Source organism: Streptomyces sp. NPDC005863 (genome assembly GCF_042871345.1).
Classification (GTDB): domain Bacteria; phylum Actinomycetota; class Actinomycetes; order Streptomycetales; family Streptomycetaceae; genus Streptomyces.
This window is the reverse complement of the sequence record NZ_JBIAII010000003.1, coordinates 876,164-902,837: the sequence shown is the minus strand read 5'-3', so window position 1 is coordinate 902,837 and position 26,674 is coordinate 876,164. Positions and strand designations below refer to the sequence as shown.

At 72.2% G+C, this 26,674-nt stretch carries 18 protein-coding genes and 1 tRNA gene; 8 read left to right on the top strand and 11 right to left on the bottom strand.

Features of this window, described 5'->3' with window-relative positions:
* Positions 1-10 precede the first annotated feature (10 nt).
* From ACFYO9_RS16255 to ACFYO9_RS16245, 3 genes are all read right to left on the bottom strand, one after another.
* Complete coding sequence (locus tag ACFYO9_RS16255) at positions 11-2,875, bottom strand: DEAD/DEAH box helicase (protein ID WP_358776096.1); 2,865 nt, start codon at positions 2,873-2,875, stop codon at positions 11-13.
* Between the two features lie 105 nt (positions 2,876-2,980).
* On the bottom strand, positions 2,981-4,204 hold the full coding sequence (locus tag ACFYO9_RS16250; protein ID WP_358776094.1) for a protein kinase: 1,224 nt from the start codon (positions 4,202-4,204) through the stop codon (positions 2,981-2,983).
* A gap of 401 nt (positions 4,205-4,605) precedes the next feature.
* Positions 4,606-4,678, bottom strand: a tRNA-Arg gene (locus ACFYO9_RS16245).
* 307 nt (positions 4,679-4,985) lie between these two features.
* Between ACFYO9_RS16245 and ACFYO9_RS16240 the strand changes: the two genes are divergently transcribed.
* The 7 genes from ACFYO9_RS16240 (at position 4,986) to ACFYO9_RS16210 (ending at position 14,125) form a co-directional block, all read left to right on the top strand.
* Positions 4,986-6,683 carry a dynamin family protein gene (locus tag ACFYO9_RS16240; RefSeq protein ID WP_358776092.1) on the top strand — a complete coding sequence of 566 codons (1,698 nt, stop codon included), beginning with the start codon at positions 4,986-4,988 and terminating at the stop codon, positions 6,681-6,683.
* A gap of 5 nt (positions 6,684-6,688) precedes the next feature.
* Complete coding sequence (locus ACFYO9_RS16235) at positions 6,689-8,794, top strand: GTPase (RefSeq protein WP_388666336.1); 2,106 nt, start codon at positions 6,689-6,691, stop codon at positions 8,792-8,794.
* A 215-nt stretch (positions 8,795-9,009) separates the two neighbouring features.
* Positions 9,010-9,453, top strand: a complete 444-nt coding sequence (locus ACFYO9_RS16230; protein ID WP_358776088.1) for a single-stranded DNA-binding protein — start codon at positions 9,010-9,012, stop codon at positions 9,451-9,453.
* Between the two features lie 315 nt (positions 9,454-9,768).
* Entirely contained in the window at positions 9,769-11,166 is a 1,398-nt protein-coding gene (locus ACFYO9_RS16225) for an LAETG motif-containing sortase-dependent surface protein (protein ID WP_358776086.1), read from the top strand.
* 151 nt (positions 11,167-11,317) lie between these two features.
* Positions 11,318-12,982, top strand: coding sequence for an energy-dependent translational throttle protein EttA (gene ettA, locus ACFYO9_RS16220; protein ID WP_358776084.1), 1,665 nt, complete (start codon positions 11,318-11,320; stop codon positions 12,980-12,982).
* Between the two features lie 7 nt (positions 12,983-12,989).
* On the top strand, positions 12,990-13,442 hold the full coding sequence (locus ACFYO9_RS16215; RefSeq protein ID WP_358776083.1) for a thioesterase family protein: 453 nt from the start codon (positions 12,990-12,992) through the stop codon (positions 13,440-13,442).
* Complete coding sequence (locus tag ACFYO9_RS16210; protein ID WP_358776081.1) at positions 13,439-14,125, top strand: hypothetical protein; 687 nt, start codon at positions 13,439-13,441, stop codon at positions 14,123-14,125. The genes ACFYO9_RS16215 and ACFYO9_RS16210 overlap by 4 nt, the downstream gene beginning before the upstream one ends.
* A gap of 60 nt (positions 14,126-14,185) precedes the next feature.
* Here the strand turns inward: ACFYO9_RS16210 and ACFYO9_RS16205 are convergent, their stop codons facing one another.
* A complete protein-coding gene (locus tag ACFYO9_RS16205; protein ID WP_358776079.1) occupies positions 14,186-14,599 on the bottom strand; it encodes a globin in 414 nt (137 codons plus the stop codon).
* 126 nt (positions 14,600-14,725) lie between these two features.
* Between ACFYO9_RS16205 and ACFYO9_RS16200 the strand changes: the two genes are divergently transcribed.
* On the top strand, positions 14,726-15,685 hold the full coding sequence (locus ACFYO9_RS16200; RefSeq protein ID WP_358776077.1) for a methyltransferase domain-containing protein: 960 nt from the start codon (positions 14,726-14,728) through the stop codon (positions 15,683-15,685).
* A 6-nt stretch (positions 15,686-15,691) separates the two neighbouring features.
* Here ACFYO9_RS16200 and ACFYO9_RS16195 read toward each other — a convergent pair whose 3' ends face one another.
* The 7 genes from ACFYO9_RS16195 to ACFYO9_RS16165 all read right to left on the bottom strand — a co-directional run bounded on the left by ACFYO9_RS16195 (position 15,692) and on the right by ACFYO9_RS16165 (position 26,519).
* Positions 15,692-17,152 carry an FHA domain-containing protein gene (locus ACFYO9_RS16195; protein WP_358776075.1) on the bottom strand — a complete coding sequence of 487 codons (1,461 nt, stop codon included), beginning with the start codon at positions 17,150-17,152 and terminating at the stop codon, positions 15,692-15,694.
* Between the two features lie 100 nt (positions 17,153-17,252).
* Positions 17,253-18,599: a VWA domain-containing protein gene (locus tag ACFYO9_RS16190; protein ID WP_355808133.1), complete on the bottom strand. Its 1,347-nt coding sequence runs from the start codon at positions 18,597-18,599 to the stop codon at positions 17,253-17,255.
* A gap of 70 nt (positions 18,600-18,669) precedes the next feature.
* Positions 18,670-20,031, bottom strand: coding sequence for a protein phosphatase 2C domain-containing protein (locus ACFYO9_RS16185; protein ID WP_358776073.1), 1,362 nt, complete (start codon positions 20,029-20,031; stop codon positions 18,670-18,672).
* Between the two features lie 2 nt (positions 20,032-20,033).
* Positions 20,034-22,571, bottom strand: coding sequence for a tetratricopeptide repeat protein (locus ACFYO9_RS16180; protein WP_388666357.1), 2,538 nt, complete (start codon positions 22,569-22,571; stop codon positions 20,034-20,036).
* The gene (locus tag ACFYO9_RS16175; RefSeq protein WP_355808139.1) at positions 22,565-23,884 is read right to left on the bottom strand and encodes a hypothetical protein; all 1,320 of its coding nucleotides are present in this window, start codon (positions 23,882-23,884) and stop codon (positions 22,565-22,567) included. The genes ACFYO9_RS16180 and ACFYO9_RS16175 overlap by 7 nt, the downstream gene beginning before the upstream one ends.
* A gap of 95 nt (positions 23,885-23,979) precedes the next feature.
* Entirely contained in the window at positions 23,980-24,975 is a 996-nt protein-coding gene (locus ACFYO9_RS16170; protein ID WP_358776069.1) for a glutamate ABC transporter substrate-binding protein, read from the bottom strand.
* A 32-nt stretch (positions 24,976-25,007) separates the two neighbouring features.
* Positions 25,008-26,519 carry a hypothetical protein gene (locus ACFYO9_RS16165; RefSeq protein ID WP_388666333.1) on the bottom strand — a complete coding sequence of 504 codons (1,512 nt, stop codon included), beginning with the start codon at positions 26,517-26,519 and terminating at the stop codon, positions 25,008-25,010.
* Between the last annotated feature and the right edge of the window lie 155 nt (positions 26,520-26,674).

Sequence of the window (26,674 nt, the reverse complement as noted above, 5' to 3'; positions counted from 1 at the left end):
TCGCGAGGAGTCAGACGGCCGCGGGGGCGAGGACGGCGAGCACGCGGAGCATGGGGCGGCCCGTGGTCAGCAGTGAGTCGGCGAGGGAGGTGAGGTTTTCCTTGGTGCGCTCGCCGGCCAGTGACGGCTGTTCCCACGTCCCGAGCCGCTCTTTGTAGCGCTCGATGGGCCCGCGCAGTGGCTCGTCCCAGGCTTCACGGTGCTGTTCGAGGAAGGCTTCCGCGGCCTGCAGAACAGCGGGGACGGCTTCGCTCAGCCGCTTGGTGTTGTGCGGGCGCAGTGGGTTGGCCATCGTCGGGTCGACGCCGGCCCGGCGCAGTATGGCCACCATGTCGTCGTCGACCGTCCCGTCACTGGTGACAGCCATCCACTTGACGACGGTCGGGCGGCCGAGCGCGTTCGAGTAGATGCCCTGGATCAAGTACGTCGCACGGTCCACCCTTGCGGTGATGACCGGAGCTTCCTGGCGGTTGAGACGGACCAAGACCTTGTCGGTCAGCCACTCCACCACGGGGTGCAGGTCGGTCAGGAGGGAGATCTCCGGCCAACTGGAGGTGGACGACTCGCGTGCTCGGCGCAGCGCGTGGTCGGCGAGTCTGCGGTTCATGGTGACGAGGAGCCGCTCGCGCAGGCGCTGCTCGCGCACGTAGTCCGGGGGCAGGGCGCGGAGCCGGTGGAGGAGATCGGCGGGTGGGATGAACGAGATGAGGCCCGACTCGGGATCCGCCGACAGGTCGAGGCGGTCCCGCGCGTCCGGGAACACCTCGCGCAGCGCCTCGTCGAAGAACTCCCTGGTGGAGGTGAACAGGCGTGGCACATCGGCCTTCGCCACACTCGCGGTGCCGCCGTCCATAGCTCCGTCGCCGTCGGTCGGACCCTCGCCGACAGCGCCGAAGAAGTCGGCCAGGAAGTCGTCGAGGCCCGCGTCCTCGGGACCCTTCTGCCCATGGTGCGCCTCCAGGGACTCCTCGACGGTGCGACCGCGCAGCAGATCCTGGATGAGGGTCCGCTCCTCGGCCTCCGCCCGGTACAGGCCGGAGACCGCCTCGGCCGTGCCCAGCGCCCGGTGGGCTTCGTCCTCCCGCGCCAGCAGGCGCTCGGCGACGAGCGTGTCGTCCTTCGCGCCCTCGACATCGCTGGTGAGAATCAGGGCGCGGAACTGTGGCTGGAACGTCTGCCCGTAGCGGTCGATACGTCCGTTGCGCTGCTCGATGCGGATCAGCGACCACGGAACGTCGTAATGGATCAACTGGTGGCACTGGCGGTGCAGGTTGACGCCTTCGGAGGCCACATCGCCGGTGAACAGGATGCGCACGGGGGTGTCGGCCAGGCCGAAGTCCTCGACGCACTGCATCTGCTGCTCGTCGGAGAGACCGCCGTGCATGACGCGTGCCACCTCGGTCGCGGCCTTGCCCTTGAACCCGAGCACGGCCGGCACGGCTTTCCGCAGCCATTCCAGGGTGTGCACCCGCTCGGAGAAGACGACGACGCGGGTATCGGACTTCGGGCCGACGCCGATCTCCTTCAGCTGGTGGACGAGCGCGCCGAACTTCGCCGAGTCGCCATCCGCCATGCCGGCCGCCAGTTCGCGAAGCCGCTGAAGTGCCGCCAACTCGGCCGTAGTCTCGTCTACTTGGGCCGAGTCCTTCTTCTCCAGCGTTTTGATCCGTGCCGCGACCGTGGCTTTCAAAGCTTCGTGCGAGGAGAGGAACGATTTCAGAAGCGTGTAGGGGAACAGTGGAACGGCGCTTACGGACTTGCGCCCGTATATGGGCAACCAGACCTCCGCCAGCTCCTCGAACACCTTCTCCTCTGCGGCGGTTGCAGCGCACCGGATCGCCAGGGAGGGGCCGCGATCCGCCCACTGGCCCTTCATCTGATCGCGGACCTCGGGGCTGACCTTTGTACGCCGGATGAAGAGGTGCTCAATTTCCTCGGCCCGATAGCGCTCCGGATCACGGATGGCTGCCGGGTCGAGGAGTGAGATCAGCTCGGCGAAGGAACGAGCGTCACCGTTGTGCGGGGTGGCGGAAGCGAGGATCAGCGCGTCGGTGCGTGGGGCGAGGGTCTTTGCGAGTTGGTTGCGCAGGGAACCCCGGTTGATCAGGTTGTGCGACTCGTCGATGACGACCGCGTCCCAACTGACGCGCTCCAGATGGTGCCTGTACTGGTCGGTGTTCTTCAGGGTGTCGATCGAGACGATGACCCGCTTGAAATAGGTGAACGGGTTGCGGCCCGCGGGAATCTCCCGCTGGATCCGCTCGATACCCACGGAATCGAGCCGGACCAGAGGAATCGCGAATCGCGTCCACAGCTCATGTTGGAACTGCTCAAGCACATGCTGCGGGGTGACCACGAGGATGCGTTCCCCGCGGCCCCGCCGGATCAGCTCGGCGAGTGTCAGGCCGATCTCCAGGGTCTTGCCGAGACCGACCACGTCCGCGATGAGAAGGCGGGGCCGCAGGTTGCGGCCGGAGAGCGCTAGCTCGGCGGGGCGCTGCTGGTAGGGCAACGCGTCGAGAAGGAACGAGTCCGCGAGGGCCAGGCCACGCTCCGACTGCGGTAGGGCTGTCTTGCGGAGCACCGCTTCAAGAAACAGCCGGGAGCGCCTGAAGTTCGGAGAGTCGTCCAGGACGAGCCGGGTGTTCTTCGGGTCGATCAACTCGACCCGGTCCAGAGCGGTGAGGAACACCGCTTCCTGGTCTCGCACGAACGCCGAGGCGCCGACAGCCTCGATACGGGCGCCGTCATGCCGGGTGCGGGTGACGTTCCGTACCAGCCACTCCTCGTCGCGTACGAGGATCTGGGCGCCCGGGGGGAACTGCGCGTCCTCGACGCTGTCGGTCGTGACGGCGCTGCTCTGCTCGACGGTCACCCGCTGCCTCCTGAAACTGTCTGCTTCGCTATGCCATTGTGCGTGGTGCTCGCTATGCCGCGAAGCCGTCGGCCTGTGTCCATTCCAGCCCTGGTCTCGATGCCGTCAGAATGAGGCGCTCGCCGCGTAAGCCATGCGCAGTTGCTCAGCGGTCCGACGCGCTTGCACAGACTGGCGCAGGGAGCGGGGCGTGGGCCTTTCGGAGCGACGACGAGGAGTGGCCGTCGTAGCGGGCGGCTCAACCGACAGAGGCATATCGACAAGCGTCGGAGCATGGTCGTTGGCATCGGCAGTGTCATGGGCAGTCGGTTGGGGCGATGTCTCCCCGACTGTTGGGGCGTTGTCCGGATCACCGCACTCCGGAGCCTGTGCCGCCGTCGCCGTAACCGTCCGCAGGTCAGCGAGGGCGAGTGTGGCTGGAGGCTGTAGCGCCTCCGTCGCCGTCTGGTCCTGCGGAGCCGTGAACGCGGTGAGTCGCCGACGGGCCTGTGCGACCTTCAGCCCCGCTGCCTCGATGGCCGCGCGGCACCGGGCGACGACCTCGGGGAGGCTGGGACGCGCTGCCGCATCCTGGGCGAGCATCACGGCCAGGAGGGGAGAGAGCTCATCAGGCACTCCGGTGAGATCAGGGGCCGTCGACGGATCGGTCACCATGTGGAAGGCCATGACGACGTTGGGGGCCTGATACGGGTAGCGCCCGGTGACGGCGAAGAGAAGCACCGCGCCCAGCGCGTACACATCGACAGCCCCGGTCAGCGGCTTGACCCCGGCGGCCTGCTCCGGCGCCATGCAGGCCGGCGTGCCGACCACCTGGTTTGGCGCAGTGAGGGAAGTGCTCGACTCGGCGAAGACCGCGAGACCAAAGTCAATGATCTTGGGACCGTTGGGGCCGAGGAGGACGTTCGCCGGCTTGAGGTCCCTATGAAGGAGGCCCTGCTTGTGTACGCCGGTGAGCGCCTCGGCGAGGGTGGCGCCGAGCGAGGCTGCGAGCACGGCGGGCAGGGGCCCGTAAGTAGCGACGTGCTTGCGCAGGTCGGGCCCCTCCACATACTCGGTGGCGAGCCAGGGACGCTCGGCTTCCGCGTCTGAGTCGAGGAACGCGGCGATACGCGGACCCCAGATCGTCTTGAGGATCTCGATCTCCTGGGCGAAGCGCTGCCGGGACTCCGAATCGACGACCGACGACTTGATCACCTTCACGGCGGCGGGCTCCCCGCCCGGTGACTCACCTAGGTAGACCTGCCCCATGCCTCCCTGGCCGATCCGTCCGAGCAGATCAAAGCCACCGAGCTCGGTGGGGTCCTCGGGGCTGAGGGGAGTGATCTGCAAGGCGCTCCTCGCTCCTAGGTCATGCGCTTGATCTGCGCGAACGGTGGGTTCACCACGGTAGTGGACGAAGCGTCGATCGAAGCCGCGTATAGCAGAGGCACCCACGGTCAGCGACGTCCGCGACAGCGACGTGCGGAAAAGGGGTGAGGGGGATAGAGCAGGCGCCGTGGCGCCCGCCCTGTGCGTCCCCGATAGGCCGTCAGGATGGCTCTGACCAGGCATTAGTTGCCCGTCGATGGTGCCGCACCGTGGGAAGACTCCTGATCTGGGGGACGTATGTGGGACGGAGGGGCGAAAATGAGGGAAGAAATTAGGGTGAAACGCCCTTCTGGGCAACGAAAAAGCCCTCCGCAAGTGATCTTGCGGAGGGCTCGAAATGGCCTCTGACCTGCGTAAATGTGCGCCCCCGGCAGGACTCGAACCTGCGGCCAAGCGCTTAGAAGGCGCCTGCTCTATCCACTGAGCTACGGGGGCCGGGTGTGGCCGGTGGCATGGAGCCGGATGTGGGGGAGATCCGTGACCTTGCCGGGGACAAGGATAGGGCTCCCGGGTCCCTGCCCCTGGTGCTTCGCCTCCGCGCCGTGATGTGGAGGTTCGGTGAAGCGGTCCTGATAATCGCAGGCAGGTGCGAATCTCGCATCGCTTTTGGCGCCTCACGCCCCGGGTGTTGTGCACTCGTTATGCCTGCGCCCCGCTCGCCCCTTCCATCCCCTGTGTCCGATCGGCGCGCAGGGACGTCCATATGCTTCAGAAAGCCGTCAAAATTGGGCATTCTTCGCATGTGGTGACCTTGGACGTACGGCCTCAATTGCTTGACGCACTCTCCGCCCTGCGCGAGCGTGTCGCCGCCGCACGCTTTCCGCTCCCCCTTGCGGGGGCGCCACGCGCGCGTGCCAACCGGGACGAGCTCCTTGCACAGCTCGACGACTATCTGGTGCCCCGCCTCAAGGCACCCGAAGCGCCCCTGCTCGCCGTCATCGGCGGATCCACCGGGGCCGGCAAGTCCACCCTCATGAACTCCCTCGTGGGCCGGCAGGTCAGCGAGGCGGGTGTGCTGCGGCCCACGACCCGTACGCCGGTGCTCGTCTGCCACCCGGACGACCACCACTGGTTCTCCGGGATGCGCATCCTGCCCGACCTCACGCGCGTGCGGACGCCCCGGCAGGAGCCCTCTGAGGGCGGTGAGAGCGACGGGAGGGGACACGAGCGGGGAGAGAGGCCGGAGCGTCGCGGGGACGGCAGAGGCGGCGACGACGCCGCTCCGCAGGCGCTCGGGGACGAGCCGGGGCGCGCGCTGCGCATCGAGACCGCCTCGACCCTGCCGCGCGGCCTCGCCCTCCTCGACGCGCCCGACATCGACTCCCTCGTCGCCGACAACCGCAACCTCGCCGCGGAGCTCATCTCCGCGGCCGACGTGTGGGTCATGGTGACCACCGCCTCGCGGTACGCCGACGCCGTGCCCTGGCATCTGCTGCGGACCGCCAAAGAACACGACGCCACCCTCGTCACGGTCCTGGACCGCGTGCCCCACCAGGTCGTGGGCGAGGTCTCGCGGCAGTACGGGGCGCTGCTCGCCAAGGCCGGCCTCGGCGACGTACCGCGCTTCACCATCCCCGAACTGCCCGAATCCGCGGGCGGCGGCGGACTGCTGCCCTCCACCGCCGTCGCCCCGCTGCGCGCCTGGCTCATCCACCGCGTGCAGGAACCCGCCGCCCGCACCCAGGCCGTCGCCCGCACCGCACACGGCGTCATCAGCTCCCTCGACAGCCGGATGCCGGAACTCGCGGGGGCCGTCGCCGCCCAGTACGCCGCCGCGCTGCGGCTCACCTCCGCCGTCGACGAGGCGTACGAGAACGAGCACGCGCGCGTGCAGGGGCGTTTGCGCGCGGGAGGAGTACTGGCGGGCGGCGCCCTGAAGCGGTGGCGCAGCTACCCGCTCGACTGCGGGCCCGGCGAACTCCTCGACGCCATCGCCGAGAGCCTGGAGGCGCTCCTGCTGTGTGCCGTCACCGCCGCCGACGAGCGCATCGACGAGGCGTGGCGGCGCGAACCCGCCGCCGGCGCCCCGGGCCTCGCCGACCGCGACCGGGAGATGGAGAACGCCGAACACCGCATCGGCATGGCCGTCCGCAGATGGCGGCGCGTCCTGGAGGAGTACGCCGAGGACGAGGTCCGCGGGATCGAACGGGTCGACAAGAACTCCGTGCCCGACCCCGAGGTCGTCGCCGCGCTGCTCGCCACCGCCCTGCTCGGCGGCCGCCGGGCGCGCTCCGCGGGGGAGAGCCTCGCCGAACGCATCGGCGCCCAGGCCGCGGTCCGGCTGCGCGACCGGGGCACACGCCTGCTGACCGACTACCTGGAGAAGGTCCTCACCGCCGAACGGGAGCGCCGGCTCGCCCCCCTGGACGCCCTAGAGGTGCACCCCGAACCCCAGGCCGAGCTGATCGCCGCCCTGTCCGTACTGCAGAAGGAGAGGTGACCGCGGTGACCGCCGTCACTGATCACGCCGACCGCGCCGACCACGGCGACGGCACGGAACCCCGCAGGGCCGAGCCCAAGGGCACCGGGCCCAAGGGCTCCGGGCCGCGCCGGGCCGCACCCGACGCGGCCCGTCCCGCCGAGGCCCGCCCCGACGAGAGCGCCGAGGGCGACGAACAGGCCGGTCCCGACTCCGAACCGGCCTGGGACGACGGGCTCATCGCGCGGCGCGTCGCCGTCGGCCCCCGGGGCGAGCTCCCCGGCGCCGACACCGCGGTGCGCTCCTACACGCGCGCGGGGAGCCCCACTTCGTACGAGGGCAGCCCCACGTCGTACGGGAAGAGCCCCCTCGCGTACGAGAAGAGCGCCGCAGCGTACGAGGAGAGCGTCACCGCGTACGAGAAGGGCGCCACCTCGTACGACAAGAGCCCCATGGCGTACGAGGGGAGTCCGAGCGCGTTCGAGGGGAGCCCCAGCGCGTACGAGCGGGGCGCCGCCTCCCCCGAAGGGACGCTGCGCGCGCGGCTCGACGCGCTGCGCGAACTCGTCGGGCTCTCCCGTACCCGCCTCGACGGCGGCACCCTCGCGGAGGCGGGCCGGGTCCTGGACGAGGCCGCCGCGCGGCGCAGGCTCTCCGACCGGCACACGGTCGTCGCCATCGCGGGCGCCACCGGCAGCGGCAAGTCGACCCTCTTCAACTCCCTCGCCGGCGTGATGATCTCCGACACCGGCGTGCGCAGGCCGACCACCGCCGCGCCCATCGGCTGCAGCTGGACGGACGGCGCCGCGGGCCTCCTGGACCGGCTCGGCATCCCGGGGCGGCTGCGCCGCAGGCCGCTTCAGGGGCCGGGCGCCGACGAGCTCCAGGGCCTTGTCCTGATCGACCTGCCCGACCACGACTCGGCGGTTGCCGAACACCGCGAGCACGTCGACCGGATCCTCGCCCTCGTCGACGCCGTCATCTGGGTCGTCGACCCGGAGAAGTACGCCGACGCGATGGTCCACGAGCGCTATCTGCGCCCGATGGCAGGACACGCCGAGGTCACCTTCGTGGTGCTCAACCAGATCGACCGGCTCCCCGGGGACGCCGCCGACCAGGTGCTCGACGATCTGCGGCGCCTCCTGGACGAGGACGGCGTCGCGCTCGGCGAACACGGCGAGCCTGGCGCCACGGTGCTCGCCATCTCCGCGCTGACCGGCGAGGGAATGGGCGAACTGCGCGAGGCGCTCGGCCAGTTCACCCAGGAGCGGGGCGCCGCGGCCCGCCGCATCACCGCGGACCTGGACGCCGCGACGGACCGGCTGTGGCCGGTGTACGTCGGCGGCGGCCACACCGGGCGCAACCGCGGCCGGATCGGGCTCAGCGAGGAGGCGCGCGAGGAGTTCGCCGACCGGCTCGCGGACGCCGTGGGCGCGACCGCGGCGGGGGACGCGGCGGAGCGTGCCTGGCGCCGGCACGCGGGCAAGGCGTGCGGCGACCCGTGGCTCAGGCTGTGGCGCTGGTTCGAGGCCCAGCGCTCCCCGCAGGGTCTGCCGGCGCCGGGCGCGCTGCCGCCCGTGGACGAGGAGGCGACGGCCCGCCAGCGCGTGGAGCACGCGGTGCGGACGGTGGCCGACGAGGCGGCGTCCGGGCTGCCCACGCCCTGGGGACAGGCCGTACGGGAGGCCGCGGCGCGCGGCGCCGTGGGGCTGCCCGAGGCGCTCGACCAGCTGGCGGTGACGGCGGTGACGGCGGGCGGACCGGCCGGACGGCCGCCGCGGCCCGGCTGGTGGCCCGCGGCGGTCCTCGCGCAGGCGGCGATGACGCTGCTCCAAGTGGTGGGCGGGCTGTGGCTGGTGGGGCAGATCATCGGGATCTCCTCGCCGAACCTGGGCGTGCCCGCGCTGCTGATGCTGGCGGGCATCGTGGGCGGCCCGTGCGTGGAATGGGCGAGCCGCCTCGCGGCGCGCGGGCCGGCCCGGCGGTACGGGAACGAGGCGGAACGGCGCCTGCGGGAGGCGGCCGCCGGGTGCGGCCGGGCGCGGGTCCTCGATCCGGTGGCGGCGGAGCTGCTGCGGTACCGGGAGGTCAGGGAGCAGTACGTGCGGGTTACGGGGGCGCCGGTGGGGTGAGGGGGCGGGGGTGAGGGCTTTGCGCAAGGGCTGGGCGCGAGGGCTGGACGCAAGGGAGCCGAGCTCAGGGGGCCGCCCCCCTTCCGGGTGACGGAGTTATCCACAACCGGGGGACGGTCCACAGCGTCCAGCGGGATCCGCCCGGCCGGTGCAGTCTGAGATCGCGGTCGCGGAGGGCGCGGCGGCAGGAGCGGACGACGCGGGAGGGGTTCGGCATGAACGAGACCTTGGTGACGGTGGTGGGGAACGTCGCGACGACGCCGGTGTACCGGGAGTTGCCGTCGGGACCGGTGGCGCGGTTCCGGCTCGCGGTGACGGCGCGGTACTTCGACGCGGCGAAGAACACGTGGAACGACGGGCACACCAACTTCTTCACCGTCTGGGCCTGGCGGGCACTCGGCACGAATGTGCAGGGCTCGGTGTCGGTGGGCGAACCGGTCATCGTGCAGGGCCGGTTGAAGGTGCGCGACGAGGAGCGGGGCGGCCAGCACTGGACGTCGGCGGACATCGAGGCGCTGACCATCGGCCACGATCTGTCCCGGGGCACGTCCGCGTTCCGGCGGGTGGCCAGGGGCAACCCGGCGCTGACGGCACCGGTCTCGGAGCGGGGTGAGGAGGCCGAGGGGGCGCGGGACAGGGAGCCGACGCCGGTGGGGTGACGGGATGTCAGGACCGGGTCCAGGGAGGCGACCGATGTGCGGCATATCGCCGAATGAGGGCGGTTGATTTGTCGATAAGCCCAGCTCGGAGCGGGTGTTGGGGGATAACGATTCCGAGTCGGATCCGCTGTGCGATGGGATGCGTGGGGCTCGTGATGCGCCGTTTCCTTAGGATGCCGAAGATAACTCACGGGGCAGTTGGCAGGTGACGCCATGCGGATGGCGGATGATCCTGCCCCATTCGGTCTGCTGGCGGGTCCACCCCCCAACGTTGTGAACGGGGCCCGCCCGGAGGGGAATTCAGTGTTTTCTGCGTTGTCCATACGTAGCCGGGGCGTCGCCCGCCTCGCCGCGGTCACCGCGGCGGTGGGGCTGGCCGTGGTGGCGGGCGGGGTGTCCGCCGCCGGCGCGGCCGCGGCGGGGGAGACCCCGCAGAACCGCGGTGGCGCGACCGCGACGCTGGGCGGACTGCGGACGTTCGACCAGGCCGTCGTCCGGGACAACGGCAGCTCCCAGCAGGTGCCGGCGGGACTCTTCGAGATGACCGTGGAGGGCGGCGGCACCCTCCAGACGTACTGCGTCGACATCCTCAACCCCACGCAGAAGGATGCCAAGTACGAGGAGACGCCCTGGAGCGGCACCTCGCTGAGCGCCAACCGTGACGCGGGCAAGATCCGCTGGATCCTGCAGCACTCCTACCCGCAGGTGAACGACCTCGCGGCGCTGGCGAGGAAGGCGGGCGTGCGCTCCCTCACCGCGCAGACCGCCGCGGCCGGCACCCAGGTGGCGATCTGGCGGTACTCCGACCACGCGAAGGTCGAGGCCGTCGACCCGAGCGCCGAGAAGCTCGCCGACCACCTGTTCCGGAGCGCGCGCGGCAGCGCCGAGCCGAAGGCGTCGCTGACGCTCGCCCCGTCGGCCGTGTCGGGGCGCGCTGGGGAGCGGCTCGGCCCGGTGACCGTGCGGACCGACGCCGACTCGGTGACGGTGACCCCGCCCGCGGACACGGCGAGCGGCGTGAAGGTCGTCGGCGGCGACGGCAAGAGGGTGAAGTCGGCGCGCGACGGCAGCCGCCTCTACTTCGACGTACCGAAGGACGCCCCCGACGGCTCCGCCGCGCTCTCCGTGCAGGCCTCCACGACCGTGCCGGTCGGCCGCGCCTTCACCTCCGAGACCAGAAGCCAGACGCAGATCCTCGCGGGCTCCAGCGAGTCGACGGTGTCGGCCGCGGCGACGGCGCACTGGGCCGCGGAGGGGGCGCTGCCGGCTCTCTCGGCGGAGAAGGACTGCGCCAAGAGCGGCGTCGACATCACCGCGACGAACAAGGGCGACGAGCCCTTCACCTTCCGGCTGATGGGCTACCGGCACACCATCAAGGCGGACGCGTCACAGACGGTGACGATTCCACTGCAGGAGGACCAGCCCTACGACTTCACGATCCAGGGCCCGAACGGCTTCGAGAAGCGGTTCAAGGGCGTGCTCGACTGCCGGACCGAGGGCGCGGCGGTCACCAACAAGGCCCAGCCCGTCGCCGAACCCAGCCCCGCGTCGGAGGGCGGCACCGTCGACGACGGCGACCTGGCCGAGACGGGCAGCTCCAGCAACACCCCGCTGATAGCGGGCATAGCGGTGGGCTTCGTGGTCCTGGGCGGCGCGGCGGTGTTCTTCCTGCGCAAGAAGAGCGACGCGACGGACGCCTCGACGGAGGACTGAGCCCCGGTAACGCTCGGTGCCGACCCGGCCACCCAAGTGACCGACGAACGTCCAGGTCACGGGCGCCCGCCCCTACGGGTTTCCTCCGGGAGGTGGCCGTCAGGCAAGATGGGGTGTATCTGCCCACTCACTGATTGCCGGACGGTTTCTCTTGGCTGAGTACATCTACACCATGCGCAAGACGCGCAAGGCGCACGGCGACAAGGTGATCCTCGACGATGTCACCTTGAGCTTCCTTCCTGGCGCGAAGATCGGTGTCGTGGGCCCCAACGGCGCCGGTAAGTCCACGGTGCTGAAGATCATGGCGGGCCTGGAGCAGCCGTCCAACGGTGACGCGTTCCTCTCGCCGGGCTACAGCGTCGGCATCCTCATGCAGGAGCCGAAGCTCGACGAGTCCAAGACCGTCCTGGAGAACGTGCAGGACGGCGCCGCCGAGATCATGGGCAAGCTCAAGCGTTTCAACGAGGTCGCCGAGCTCATGGCGACCGACTACTCGGACGCGCTCATGGAGGAGATGGGCAAGCTCCAGGAGGACATGGACCACGCCAACGCGTGGGACCTCGACGCCCAGCTCGAGCAGGCCATGGACGCGCTCGGCTGCCCGCCCGGCGACTGGCCCGTCACCACCCTCTCCGGTGGTGAGAAGCGCCGCGTCGCGCTCTGCAAGCTCCTCATCGAGGCGCCCGACCTGCTCCTCCTCGACGAGCCCACCAACCACCTCGACGCCGAGTCGGTGAACTGGCTGGAGCAGCACCTCGCGAAGTACGCGGGCTGCGTCATCGCCGTCACCCACGACCGGTACTTCCTGGACAACGTCGCCGAGTGGATCCTCGAGCTCGACCGCGGCCGCGCCATCGCCTACGAGGGCAACTACTCCACGTACCTGGAGAAGAAGCAGTCCCGTCTCAAGGTCGAGGGCCAGAAGGACGCCAAGCGCGCCAAGCGGCTCAAGGAAGAGCTCGAGTGGGTGCGGTCCAACGCCAAGGGGCGTCAGGCCAAGTCCAAGGCGCGTCTCGCCCGCTACGAGGAGATGGCCGCCGAGGCGGACAAGATGCGGAAGCTGGACTTCGAGGAGATCCAGATCCCGCCGGGCCCGCGTCTTGGCTCGATCGTCGTCGAGGTCGAGAACCTGTCGAAGGCCTTCGGCGACAAGGTGCTCGTCGACGACCTGAGCTTCTCGCTGCCGCGCAACGGCATCGTCGGCATCATCGGTCCGAACGGCGCGGGCAAGACCACACTGTTCAAGATGATCCAGGGCCTGGAGCAGCCGGACTCCGGCAGCATCAAGGTCGGCGACACGGTCAAGGTCAGCTACGTCGACCAGGGCCGCGCCAACATCGACCCGAAGAAGACGCTGTGGGCGGTCGTCTCCGACGAGCTCGACTACATCAACGTCGGCCAGGTCGAGATGCCGAGCCGCGCGTACGTGAGCGCGTTCGGGTTCAAGGGCCCGGACCAGCAGAAGCCGGCCGGGGTGCTCTCCGGCGGTGAGCGCAACCGCCTCAACCTGGCGCTGACCCTCAAGGAGGGCGGCAACCTGCTCCTCCTCGACGAACCGACGAACGACCTCGACGTCGAGACCCTGTCCTCGCTCGAGAACGCGCTGCTCGAGTTCCCCGGTGCGGCCGTGGTCATCTCCCACGACCGCTGGTTCCTCGACCGGGTCGCCACGCACATCCTGGCGTACGAGGGCGACTCCAAGTGGTACTGGTTCGAGGGCAACTTCGAGTCGTACGAGAAGAACAAGGTCGAGCGGCTCGGTGCGGACGCGGCCCGTCCGCACCGTGCCACCTACAAGAAGCTGACTCGGGGCTGAGGCGACCGTGGCTCGACACCTGTACCAATGCCCGTTGCGCTGGTCGGACATGGACGCCTTCGGGCACGTCAACAACGCGGTCTTCCTGCGGTACTTGGAAGAGGCGCGGATCGACTTCATGTTCCGCCTCGCGCCGGGCGACGGCAGCCCGTCGTTCTCGGGCGGGTCCGTCGTGGCGCGCCACGAGATCGACTACGTACGGCCGTTGGTGCACCGGCACGAGCCGGTCACCATCGAGTCGTGGGTGACGAAGATCGGCGCCGCCTCGCTCACGATCTCCTACGAGGTCAAGGACCCGGAGCAGGTGTACGTGCGGGCCTCCACCGTCGTCGTGCCCTTCAACCTGGAGGCACAGCGGCCCCGGCGGATCACCCCCGAGGAGAAGGCCGTCCTGCAGCAGTACATGGACGACGCCGAGACCGACGCCGACGCCGGCACCGCGGGGGCGCTGGCCGCATGACCGTGCGGCTGCACTTCGCCGATGCCGGAGAGGCGGCGGACCTCGCCGCCTTCCTGGCCCGGCTGATCCATTACGACAAGGCGGCCGCGGTCCGGCTGCAGGCCGCCGGGGACACGCTCGCCGTGTTCGGGCGGCCGCCGTCGTTCGAGGTGCTCGTCATCCGTACGGCGCGGCTCGCCGAGCCGTACGAGCACGGGCTCGCCACCACGCTCGACGTCACCGTCTCGGCCGGGGAGTTCCTGGAGCGGGTCGGGGCGTCGGCGGAGTCCGCGGAGAACGCGGGAGTCGCCGAGGTGCCGGCGGCCGTCACCGGGCCGCCGTGGGCGGGCGTGCTGCCGCCGCGCGGCGGCTGGCGGCCGGAGCCGGGGCTGCCGGCCCCGACGGCGGTGCGGGCCCTCGTGCAGGGCGCCGTCGCCGAATTCCGGTCCCGTATCGAGGAGTTGCCCGCCGATCGGCGGGTGCGGGCCGAACTCGACCGCGTGGGGCGGGAGATCTGGTCCAGGACCATCGGCGACACGCACCTGCCGGTGCGGGCCGCCCACGCGGCGCAGTCCCTGGGGTTCCTGCGCGGCACCGGGCTGACCCTGCTGTCGTCGGGGCCGTGGCTCCGGCTGCGTACGGACTACGGGTCGGTCGCGGTGCGCCGGGCAGGCGCCGGAGGGCTCACCGTCACGCCGGCGTGAGGACCACCGCGCGGACCCGCTCCGTCGCCCGGGGCGGGATCACCGCGTCGCCCCGCCCTGTCAGCCCTCGGAGTTGACCATGGACGCCGCCGCGTACGTCAGGTAGTTCCACAGCGTGAGCTCGTGCTCCTCGGAGAGGCCGAGTTGGTCGACCGCCGCGCGCATGTGCTTCAGCCAGGCGTCGTGCGCGGCCCGGTCGACCGTGAACGGTGCGTGGCGCATGCGCAGGCGGGGGTGGCCGCGGTTGTCGCTGTACGTGCGGGGGCCGCCCCAGTACTGCATGAGGAAGAGCGCGAGGCGCTCCTCGGCCGGGCCCAGGTCCTCCTCCGGGTACATCGGCCGCAGCAGCGGGTCCTCCGCGACCCCCTGGTAGAAGAAGTGCACCAGGCGCCGGAAGGTCTCCTCGCCGCCGACCTGCTCGTAGTAGGTCTGCTCCTGAAGCGTGCCGCGTGGGATCTCGTTCACACGGTCCATGGTCTCAGACGGGGCGACCGAGTACGGAAGACTTAGGACCACCCCCGGGATCAGCCGCCCCCGGAACCGGCGCCCGTCCAGGCCCCGCCACTCGCATCGGCGGCCTCCGCGCAGCACAGTGGACCCATGGAAGCCGATCCTGTCGTCGCCGCCGAGGCCCGGGCCGCGCTCGTGCGCGAGATCGAGGCGAGCGGGGCCTGGCGGGACGACCCGGCCTGGCGGGCGGCGTTCACACAGGTCCCGCGGCACCTGTTCGTGCCGTACTACTACGTGGGCGCCGGCGGCGGGTACGAGCGGCTGTGGGGCGAGGACCCCGACGCGGGGCGCCGCGACCGCTGGCTGCGCGGCGCGTACACCGACGCACCGCTGGCGACCCGGGTGCGCGACGGGAGCCTGCTCTCCTCCAGCAGCCAGCCGTCCCTGATGGCGAAGATGCTCGTCGAACTCGACGTACAGGACGGCCACCGCGTCCTGGAGGTCGGCGCGGGCACCGGCTACAACGCGGCGCTCCTCGCCCACCGGTTCGGCGCCGACCGCGTCACTACCGTCGACCTGGACCCGGAGATCACCGAGTCCGCGCGGCGCCACCTCGCGGCCGCCGGGTACCGCCCGGCCGTGGTGACCGCCGACGGTGCGGCCGGCTGCCCCGAGCGCGCCCCCTACGACCGGATCATCGCCACCTGCGCCCTGACCTCGGTGCCCCGGACCTGGCTCGCCCAGTGCGCGCCCGGCGCCCGGATCCTCGCGCCGCTGGCCACAGGGCTGATCGCGCTAACCGTACGGGACGCGGAGCACGCCGAGGGGCGCTTCCTGCACACGCCCGCCTACTTCGTCCCGCTGCGCGGCGGCGGCGCGCGGGGCGGGCGCGAGCAGCACATCGGGGGGCTGCCGCGCCGGGCGTTGCAGGACGAGCTCTTCCGCTTCCTCCTGGAGCTGACCGCGGGCACCCTCGATCCGCACGAAGCGCTCGCGCTGTGGCGGCGCGAGGGGCTGCCGGTGCGCGAGCGCTTCGGGGTGTCCGTGAGCGGACCGTACGAGTGGGCCTGGCTCGACGACCCCGAAGGGCCGTACGCCTGGCCGCTGTGAACCCGCTCAGTCGCGCCGGACCGTGATCGTCGTCCAGGCGCCCACGTGCACCTGGTCGCCGTCCTGGAGCGGGATGGGGACGAAGGGCTGGATGGGCTCCTCGCCGCCGTTGACCGTGGTGCCGTTCGTCGAGTTCTGGTCGACGACCGCCCAGCCGCCGTCCGGCTGCTGGACCAGGACCGCGTGCTGGTGCGAGACGCCCGGGTCCTCCGGTGGCACCGACAGGTCGATGTCCGGGGTGTCACCCGTGGAGTGCCGGCGGCGGCCGATGCTGATCTGGTTGCCGGACAGCGGGCGCTGCTGCTCCGGCGAGTACGCGGGCAGGTTCAGGCCCGACGCCTCGGGGCCGCTGCGCTGCATCATCGCCATGAAGTACTCGCGGTCGGGACCGATCGTCGCCGTCCACGTGCCGGGACCCTGCTGGGCCGGGGGCGCCTGCTGAGCCGGGGGAGCCTGCTGCTGGCCGGGGGCCTGCGGGAAGGGGTCCTGCTGCGGGAACGGGTCCTGCTGCCGGCCCCCGTCCTGCTGCGGGAACGGCTCCTGTGCGAAGGACTCCTGCGGGAACGGCTCCTGCCGGAACGGGTCCTGCTGGGGCGGGGCCGAGGGCGGGGCCGCGGACGACGGCGGGGAGAGCACCCAGTCGTCGCCTCCGCCACCGAAGGACGGTCCCGGCGGGGGCGGCGGCGGCCCCTGCGGGGCGCCCGACTCCTGCGGGAACGCGGGCGGCGCGGGCGGACCCGGCTGCTGAAACGCCTGCGGGGCGCCGTGCGGCGCCTGACCGGGGCCGTGCGCGCCGGGACCCTGTGGACCCTGCGGGCCGGGGTGACCGGGGTGGCCGGGGTGGCCGTGCTGACCGGGACCCTGCGGGCCGGGGCCGCCCGGACCCTGCTGACCCGGACCCTGCTGACCAGGGCCACCCGGACCCTGCGGGCCGCCGTTGCCGAAGGGCGGGATCGGCTCGGCGGGCCGGTTCATCTGCGAGGGGCGCGAGCCCTGGTACTCGTAACCCGGCGGGGGCTGCTGGAACTGCTGGGCCGGGTTCGGGCCCGGCGGCATGCCGGGGCCGGGGCCGTGCCCGGGAGCGGGTACGCGGCCGGGACCCTGGCCGGGTCCGCCCTGGGTGCCGGGCAGCGGCGGGTTCGGCGCGGCCGGGGTGTATGAGGTCGCCGTGTTCGTCAGGAAGTTCCAGCGGCACTCCTCGCAGAACGGCGCGTTCGCCTCGCGGGGCGTGCGGCACTGCGGGCAGAGCTGCGCCTCGGGAGCCGGCTCCGGCACGGCGGCCAGGTGCGGGCGGCCCGGCGCGGGCTGCGGGAACCCCGGGTCCTGGCCGGGCGGCGGCGGGGGGTAGCCGTACCCGGCCGCGGGCGGCGGCGGGGGCGGCGGCGGTACGGCACCGGCCATGCGGTGACCGCAGACCTCGCACCAGTCGTCGGAACCCGACTGGTGTCCGTTCGGGCAGGTCGGCATGTCGGCGCTTCCCCCTCTCCTTCTCCGGCCCGAGGGCCGTACGTGCTGTTCGTGGTCGGTACGCGATGCCGGAACACCGCGTACCCGCGTCGTCGTCGCGCTACTGCTTCTTGACGCGAACGGTCTTCGTCGACCGGGTCTCGAGTGTCATCTCGTCGGCCTCGGCGACCTTCGCCTTCAATCGAACAGTACCTGCCGCCGCGTCCACGACGTCCACCACCTTCGAAAGCAGTTTCGCCGTATCGGCGTTGCCCGAGGCGCCGGCGAGCTGGACCGCGCGGCCGAGCTTCGCCGTCGCGCCGTCGACATCGCCCGATTTGCGGGCGTCGAGGCCCTGCTGGATGACGTGGGCCAGCTCCGCCTGGCCCGTGTAGTGCGCGACCTGCGGATTGATGGAGGTGGACGCCGTCATGTCGTCCGTCCACACCGCCCGCACCAGGCCCTGCGACAGCGTCCGCGCGCCGCCGTCCTCCTGCGGCACGATCAGCGAGACGCGGGCCGCGAGCATCTCCTGGCCCAGCTCGGCGCCCGGCACCTGGACGCAGATGTGGTAGTCGCGGGACTCGTCGCCCCAGGACCCGGTGGGATAGTCCCCGAAGCGCGGGCCCGACTCCGTGCGCCGGTCGGTCAACTCCTCGACCGTGGGCGCCACCTGCTTGACGAACTTGATCTCCACGCCCACCGGCGTCCAGAGCCGCAGGCTGACGTCGGCGACCTCCTTGCCCATCGCCGTCTCCATCATCTGCGTGAAGTCGGCGGCGAGCCCGGCCGGGTCGGCGACGATGTCGGCGGTGCCGAGCAGCGTGGAGGCGATCCCTGTGACCTCCTTCACCTCCCAGTCCGTGCCGACGCCGCGGGCGTCGCAGGTGAAGCGGCCCGCGCAGGAGTCGAGCGCGGCCCGCAGGTCGTCCGGCGACTCGTGTTCGTTGCGGCCGTCGGTCAGCAGGATGCCGTGCCGGATGGTGACGTCGGCGGAGGCCAGCAGCCGGTCGGCGAGCCGCAGCCAGGTGCCGATCGCGGTGCCGCCGCCCGCGCTCAGCTTGCGCAGCGCCTGCTTGGCCTGCCCGCGGGTGGTGGCGTCCGCCACCGCGAGACGGCCGTTGCCCGGGTAGACCTCCTTGGCGACGTGCGTGCCGCCGATCACCGCGAAGTGCACGCCGTCGCGCAGGGCGTCGATCGCCGCGCCGGTGGCGTCCCGCGCGCCCCGCATCTTCGTCGGCGGGTAGTCCATCGACCCGGAACAGTCGACCATGATCGCGACGGCGGCGTCCGGGCTCTGCCCCGCGGTGTACAGATGCGGGGCCCGCACCGCGGAACCGATCGTTCCGCCACCGGTCGAGGTGACCGTGGCGATGGCGTTGACCTCCCTGCCGCCTTCCGGCAGGTACTCGTTCTGGTACACGTCGACCGAGAACTGCGGCACGGTCGACTTCGAGAAATTGGCCATGGAACTGCTCCCCCTCAGATCCTCACAACCTCAAGACCACGGACCCCGTACGGTTTCCCCCCGCCGGGTCCTAGGCCGATCCTGCCCCTTGTGCCACGAACGGGAACGGGACGACGGCCACTGTTACGTTGTCGTGGCCCCCGCCGTCCAGCGCGTGGCCGACCAGGACCTGGGCGCTGTGCAGCGGCCGGGCCGCGGCGTCGGCGGGCACCGCGTCGGCCATCTCCTCGACGGCTTCCGCGTAGTTCCACAGACCGTCCGTGCACACCACCACTACACCCGCACGGTCCGGCTTGAAGGAAGCGGTGTGCGGCTCCAGTTCGTACGCGTCCGCGCCGAGCCAGCCCGTGATGGCGTGCGCGCGCTCGTCGGCGTACGCCTCCGCCTCGCTCATCAGACCCGCGGCGACCATCTGCGCGGCCCACGAGTCGTCCTCGGTCAGCCGGACGGTGGGGCCCGTGCGGTCGTCGGGCACCCAGTAGGCGCGGCTGTCGCCGACCCAGCCGACGACGAGCAGGCCGCCGGCGACGACCGCGCCGACCAGGGTGCAGGCGGGCGCGTTCTGGTGCGGGCTGTGCTCGCGGGCCGCGGCGGGCTCGTCGGCCAGCGCGTTGACCGCGTCGGCCGCCGCGAGGATCGCCTCGTGCATGCCCTGCTGCGGGTGGACGCCGCGCGGCAGGGACTCCTGCAGGCAGGCGCCCGCGGCGCGGGAGGCGGCCAGCGAGGCCTCGTCGGGGCGGGTCGCGGAGGAGACGCCGTCGCAGACGATCGCGACGGTGGCGGGAGACCCGTCGGGCAGCGCGGCCTCGGAGAGCGCGAAGGCGTCCTCGTTGCGGTGGTGGCGCAGGCCGCGGTCGCTGACCGCGGCGACGGTGTCGAGCTCCTGCTCCATGTGGTCGCGCTCGCGCGGCTGGGCGTGCCCGCAGTTCTCGCAGTACCCGTCCGGGTCCACCCGGCCCGAACGGCACGCCACGCAGAGCTTGGTGCCGGCGGGGGGCGTGGCGCCGGGCAGGTCGGTGCGCGGGTCGGCGGCGGCCGCGGGTACGGCGGTGGGGGCGGCGGGGGGTGCGGCCGCGCCGGGGGCGGGCAGCGGGTACTCGTCGGGCTCGCCGGGGCCGGCTGCGGGGGTGCCGGGCGCAGGGGCGCCGGCGGGGGTGCCCGGCTCCGGGGTGCCGGGGAGCGCGCCGCCCGCCGAGTCCGTGCCCGGCAGGTCCGTCGGCAGATGGGCGGGCACCGGCCGGTCGGCGCTGTCGGCGTCCGGCGCGACGGGCCAGCGTTCCGGCTCGCCCGCGGCGGCGGACCCGTCCGGCGACGCGGCCGGCCGCGGTGGCACCGCCGACAGGTCGAACCCGCACGCACCGCAATACAGGTCACCCGACTCCAGCGGCTCCTCACAGCTGGGGCAGGCAGACAGCTGGGGCATCGACGACATACTCACACCCACGTCCGGGGGCGGAAACGGTTGGCCCGTTCCACCAGTTCGATCCTCTCCTCGCCACCCTGTGCGAGCCGGGCCAGTGTCCGGTACGAACGCTCCAGACCGAACCGGAGGCCGCGCTCGTCCAGGTCGCTGCCGAGCAGTACGGTCCGCGTACCGGCGGGGACCGGCGGCGCGGAGGCGTGACCAGAGTGCCTACCGGAGAGTACCCAGTCGAGCGCCGTCCCCAGTACCTCGGTCGACAGGCGCTCCCTGCGCACCGCGTCGAGGCCGAAGGCGGCGAGCGCCTCGATCTGCCCCGCGGCGGCCGTCAGGTCGTCCAGGAAGGCGGCGCCGGGCGCGGGTTCCGCACCGGCGCCCATGCGCTGCCGCAGCCGTGCCCGCACCGCCGCGACCCGGGCCGCGGTGTAGTGGATGGACGACTCCGGCACCGACTCCAGGGTGTGCACGGCGCCGCCGCGGTCACCGGCGGCGAGCTGCACGCGGGCCAGGCCGAACGCCGCGCTCACATAGCTGGGGTCGGTCGCCCACACCAGGCGGTAGTACTCGGCGGCGTTGTCCAGCTGGCCGAGGACCTCCGCGCAGACGCCGAGCGCCAGCTTCGGCGCGGGCTCACCGGGAAAGGCGTCGTAGACCGCGTCGAAGGAGAGCGCCGACGTCTCGAAGTCACCGGTCGCGAGCGACGCGACGCCCCGGTACCAGACCACCCGCCAGTCGTCCGGATGCTGGAGCTCCAGATCGGCCAGGGCCTGCGCGGCGGGCTGGAGTTCGCCCATGGCGAGGCGGGCACGCAGGCCGCGCAGCTGCAGTTCGAGGGAGGCGGCGGGCGCGGCCCGCAGCGCGGTGATCAGCTCGGCGGGCGCGGAGGCGATGAGGCCCGCGAGGAAGCCGGCGTTCGGGTCGCCCGGGTCGACGAGCGGCACGGGCAGCGCGAGGGCGGTGACGACGGCGTCCAGCGCGCGCACGATGCCGACGACGCCCTGCGGGGCGGGGCCCGTGCCGGCGCCCGTGCCGGTCGCCGTCGGCGCCGCGCGCGCCCCGAGGAGCGACACGTCGCCGGTCGGCTCCGCGAACAGCTCCGTGTCCGGCACCTTCACCTCGGGCCCGAACAGCGTGGAGAGCGCGGGCCGCGGCCGCCCCGTCTGCAGCGCCACGACCTCCCGCAGGACGCCCGTGAGCTGCTCGGCCATCTCCTGCGCGGTGGCGAAGCGGCGGGCCGGGTCCGGGTCGGTGGCGCGCACCAGGAGCCGGTAGAACGACTCGTACGTACGGAAGACGTCGATGTTGTCCGGGTCGGGCAGCGAGTCCACGAAGACGTTCGTGTAGCCCTGGAAGTCGAAGGTCAGGACCGCGAGGGTGCGCGCGACCGTGTAGAGGTCGGAGGCCACCGATGGCCCCGTCTCGGCGACTTCGGGGGCCTGGTAGCCGACCGTGCCGTAGATCGCGGACTCGTCGTCGTCCATCCGGCGGACCGCGCCCATGTCGATGAGCTTGAGCTGGCCCTCGGTCTGGATGGCGTTGTCGACCTTGAAGTCGCAGTAGAGGAGGTTGCGGCTGTGCAGATGGCCGAGCGCCTCCAGGGCCTCGATGCCGTACGCGCAGGCCTGCTCCACCGGCAGCGGATCGCGCCTGCCGGTCTCCGTGCGGCGGCCGTTGGCTATCTCCTTCAGCGACTTGCCGCCGACGTACTCCATGACGATGTAGCCGTCCATCGAGCCCGTGCGCTGGTCGAGGTGCTCGACGAAGTTGTAGATCCGCACGATGTTGGAGTGCTCGATCTCGGCGAGGAAGCGGCGCTCGGAGATCGCCGCCGCCATCGCGTCCTGGTCGCCCGTGTCGAGCAGGCCCTTGAGGACCACCCAGCGGTCGGACACCGCGCGGTCGATGGCGAGGTAGACCCAGCCGAGCCCGCCGTGCGCCAGACACCCCACGACCTCGTACTGGCCGTGCACGATGTCGCCCGGGTTCAGCTTGGGCACGAAGGAGTACGGGTGCCCGCACTTGGTGCAGAACCCCTCGGTGCGGCCCGGCCGGTCACCGCGCGCACGCCCCACCGGGGCCCCGCAGTCCGAGCGCGAGCAGAACCGCTTGCGCTCCGGCACCTCGGGGTGCTCCTGCACCGCGCCGCGCGGGTCGGGGCGCGGCACGTCCGGCACCGCGACCAGGCCGACCCCGAGCCGCCCGCGCCCCGAGGACGAGGCCGCGGACCCCGAGCTGCGCACCGACACCGAGCGGGACGTCGAGTCGCCGGACAGCGAGCGGGACAGCCGCCCCGACACCGACCTGCGCGAGGAGTGCGACCGCGAGGACCGGGACGAGTGCGAGGACGTACGGGAGGAGGAGCGGGCGCTCGAACTGCCCGAACCCCGCGACCCCTTGGCGGCGCCGGTGAGGCCCGTCGGCGACGAGCCCACCATGCCGTCGGGCGCGACGACCGGGGCGAGGCCGCAGGTGTCGCAGTACATCTCGCCGCCGCCGACGTCCTCGTACGACCCCGTGCATCCGGGCCGCTGACACTGCCGCTGGCTCACGATTCCCCCGTCCGGTCGGTGGGCCCGCCCTGCTGGGGGACCTTCGGCGCGAGCGCCTCGGCGGCGGCCTGCTGGTAGCGCAGGACCGCCTGCTCCGCCACGCGGAGATCGCAGGGCGCGCTCCACAGCATCCGGCGCGCCGCGTCGTACCGCTCGATCAGGAACGGGTCCTCGGCGAGGCCGAGGCGGGCGATCTTCGCCTTGTACGCGTCCAGGCGGCCGCGCAGCTCCGCGCGGACCGCGAGCGGCGCCGTCACGGCGGTCAACGACTCGCGGGCGCGCAGCAGTTCGTCCTCGGCCTTCTCCTCCAGGGACTCCAGGAGCGGCGAGAGGCGGTGCCACTGGCCGAACCTGCGGTACTCGGCGGCGGCCGCCAGCTGTTCCTGCAGCGCGGTCGGCGGGCCGCTGACCGCGGGCACCTCGGAGGCGGCGATCTTCGCGAGGACCTCACCCCGGGCGCTCCTGGCCTCCGCGAGGGTGCGGTCCGCGCGCGACAGCACGTCGCGCAGCCTGCCGAGCCGGGCCTCCGCGTCCTGGCGCACGGTGAGCACCGCCTCGATCTCGCGGCGCACCTCCTCCAGGGCGCGGGCCTCGCGGTCGTAGCGCTCGGTGTGCGGGCGGCCGCCGCCGGGCGCCGAACTGCCCTCGGCGCGCTGCCAGAAGGCGAGCGGGTCGGACACCACCTGCTCGCGCAGCGCGGTCAGGGTGCGCGTGATGCGCTCCAGGTCGTCGCCCGCCGGGTGCTCCCCGGGACGTACGCCCACGGAGTGCGCGAGCTGGCGGGTGCGGCCCAGCTCGGCGGCGAGCAGGTCGATGCGGGCGGGCAGCGCGGACCAGACCGCGTCGGCGGCGACGACCATGTCCAGGGAGTGCGCGTACAGCTCGTTCATCCGCGACACGAGCTCTTCGAGCGTGAAGCGTTCGGTGAGCTTGGCGGGGCCGGTGAGCGCGGGGGAGGCGCCCGACGCGGAGCCGCCCGCGACGGTCACCGCGTCGCCGCGCAGCAGCCCGGTCAGCTCCACGAGGTCGTCCCGGCTGGGCCAGCGTCTGCGTTCACGCACGTCGTGCGCGGTGCGCAGGGCGCCGGCGTAGGCGTCGAAGTAGGCCCAGAGCAGCGTGATCCGCTCCTCCGTGGCGGCCCAGCGCTCCTCGGTGACGCCGGTGAGCCCGGCGCCTTCGAGCAGGCGGCGGCCCGCGTGGTCCTGGAGGGCGAGGAGCGAGGTCTCGATCGCCTCGTGCTCGGCGTCGAGGCGCGCCAGCGCACGGTCCACCTCGTCCCGGTCCATCACCGGACCGGGGGGTCCCGCGACGCTCATCGATCACCTCTCCGCTCTGTGTCGCCGTGAGTCCTCGGTTCGTGAGTCCTCAGTCGTAACTCTCCAGTGGTACCAGGTCGGTTGTCGGCTCCGGATCAGTCGCGGTACGCGGGGGCCGGCGGGTCCGCGTCCTTGCCGAGGGCCGCCTTCAGCCAGTGGTCGTAGGACTTCTTCCAGCCGTCGTCGTCGCGGTAGTCGTCGAGGACCTTGTTGACCCGGCGGACCAGGTCGTCGGAGCCCTTCTTCATGGCGATGCCGTAGTGCTCGGTGGTGAACGGCTCCTTGCCCTTCAGCTCCACCGTCGGGTCCTGCGCGGCCTGGCCGGCGGCGAGCGCGCTGTCGGTCACCACGGCGTCCACCTCGCCGAGCTGCAGCCTTACCAGGCAGTCGAGTTGGTTGGGGACCGTGGTGGAGATGTCGGCGCCGTAGTTCTTCTTCTTGAGCTCCTCCTCGGCGATGGAGCCGGAGGCGGTGCAGATCTTCTTGCCGGCGAGCGAGGTGTCGTACCCCGTGATGTCGGAGTTCTTCGGGGCGAGCACCTGCTGGCCCGTCTCGAAGTAGCCGGTGGAGAAGTCGACGTCCTTCAGACGGTCGCAGTTGACCGTCATGGTGCGCACGACCATGTCGACCTGGCCGCTCTGGATCGCCTTGATGCGCTGGTTGGTGGGGATCGCGCGGAACACCACGGCGTCGCGGTCGCCGAAGATCTCCTCGGCGATCTCGTGCGCGAGGTCGATGTCGAAGCCCTCCAGGCGGCCGCCCGCCTTGTTCGGGTCGCGGTAGCCCCAGCGGTAGCTGTTCTGGTCGACGCCGACGACGAGCTTCTTGACGTCCCGGTTCTTGATCTTCTCGATGGTCGGGCCGTCCTTGCCCGAGGGGCTCAGGCTGCGGTCGTTGCAGTCGTCGGCGTCGGCCCGCGCGGGGGCCGCGACCGTGCTGCCCGGACCGCCGCGGCCGGTGCTGCCGTCCCCGCCGCCGCCCCACTGCGGGAGCACCAGGACGAGCGTGCCGGTCAGGGCGCACGCCACGCCCATCGCGCCGATGCCGCCCCAGCCGCGCAGCCTGCCGGGCGTGCCGCTTCGTGTCCGCATCGGCTGCGCGCCCCCTCTCACCTCTGACTCCATCACCGGTACTCCGAAAGCCTGCGGCCGATGCCGAGCACCGCGCCCGCCGCGGCCAGCACGGCGAGGACGGCGGCGCCGACCGGGAGCCCGCTCATGGCGCCCCTGCCGTCCTGTGCCGCCTGCTGGAACTCGTTCTGCTCGAAGGCCAGGGCCCGGTCCAGGGCCGCGTCCACGTTGTCGAAGCACTCGCCGGTCGGCTTGTCGGCCTTGGAGCCGATGACCTTGTCGAGCGCGCCCCGGTAGTTGCCCGCGTCGTCGCTGGCGCGCGCCACCTTGTGCCGGTCCTTCCACACGCCCACGTTCTTCGCGGCCTCGGTGACGGGGCTCTCGCCGCCGGTGTCGCGGGCGAGGTCGGCGGCCCTGCCGAGCAGACCGCTGTCGGCGCCGCCCAGCTGCTTCATCTGCGTACGGTAGGCGACGTCGAACTTGTCCTGCGCCTCGCCGTTCACCTCGGTGGTCTCCGCGCCCCGGCTGACCAGGGTGAGGTTCTCGTTGCCGCGCGCCTTCAGGGAGCTGATGCGGGCGTCGTTGAGGACGTTCAGCGAGCGCACGCCGTGGTCGTAGGAGTCGCCGAGGCCCGAGCGGGCGACGGTGTGGCCGACGACGAGCCAGAGCAGCACGACCGTGGCGGCGGCGGACGCGGCGAGCAGGCCGTGGTTGAACACCCGGTTCGTACGCCGGTAGTTGCGGTGCTGGGCCCAGCCGAGGGCGGCGAGCGCGAGGACGCCGAGGGCGATGGCGAACCAGGGGTAGGGCTTGGCGCTGTCGTAGTCCGAGCTCAGCCGGTCGTTCTCCGCCGTGTAGAGCTTCTCGGCGGCCGGGAGCATCTGGGTCTGCATCTTGTCGTTCGCGTACCGCAGATAGGCGCCGCCGAGCGGCAGGCCCTGGCGGTTGTTGGCGCGGGCCCGCTCGATCAGGCCGGTGTACTCGGGCAGCAGCTTGTTCAGCTTGCCGACGGAGGCCGCCGACGAGGAGCCCGATCCGGCGTTCGACGCGGCCTTCGCCAGCTTGTCGGAGGCGCGCTCGATGTCCCGCTCGTAGCGTGCGCGCACGTCGGCGGGCTCCTGGCCGCCGGCCAGGAAGCCGCTGGACGCCGCGGTGTTGGCGTCCGCGAGCGAGCGGTAGATGGCCGCGGCGTCGGCGGTCAGCGGCTGGCTGCGGTGCAGCACGTCGTCCGCGGCGGCCGAGCGCTCCGTCATCTGCCAAGTGGTGACCGCGCCGAACGCGACGACGAGCAGGGCCAGTACGGCGCCGATGATGCGGAGCCTGCCCGGCTCCGTGGTCGCGGCGGCGCGCAGCCGGTCCACGCCCTCGGAGAAGGCGGTACGGCGGCGTGGGGCGGCCGGTGGCGGCGGGGCGAGCGCCGGGTCGCCGGGCGGCGGCGGCACGAGTGCGGCGCCCGGCCCCTGCGGCGGCACGGCGGGCATCACCGGCGCGGCCTGCCCGGGGCCCCGTGACGGCGGCACCGGCGGGCCCGGCGGCGCGGCGCTGCCGTACGGCGGATGTGTCACCTTGACCTCGACCTCCCCCTCGGTCTCCGGACGGTTGCCTCCGCCCGGCGCGCGCGGCGCCGGAAGAAGTGTCGGCCGCAAGTATTGCCGCAGGGACGGACATTCGCACAGGTCTTGACTCGATCTTGTGCGGATCCCTGCCCTTGTACACGTGA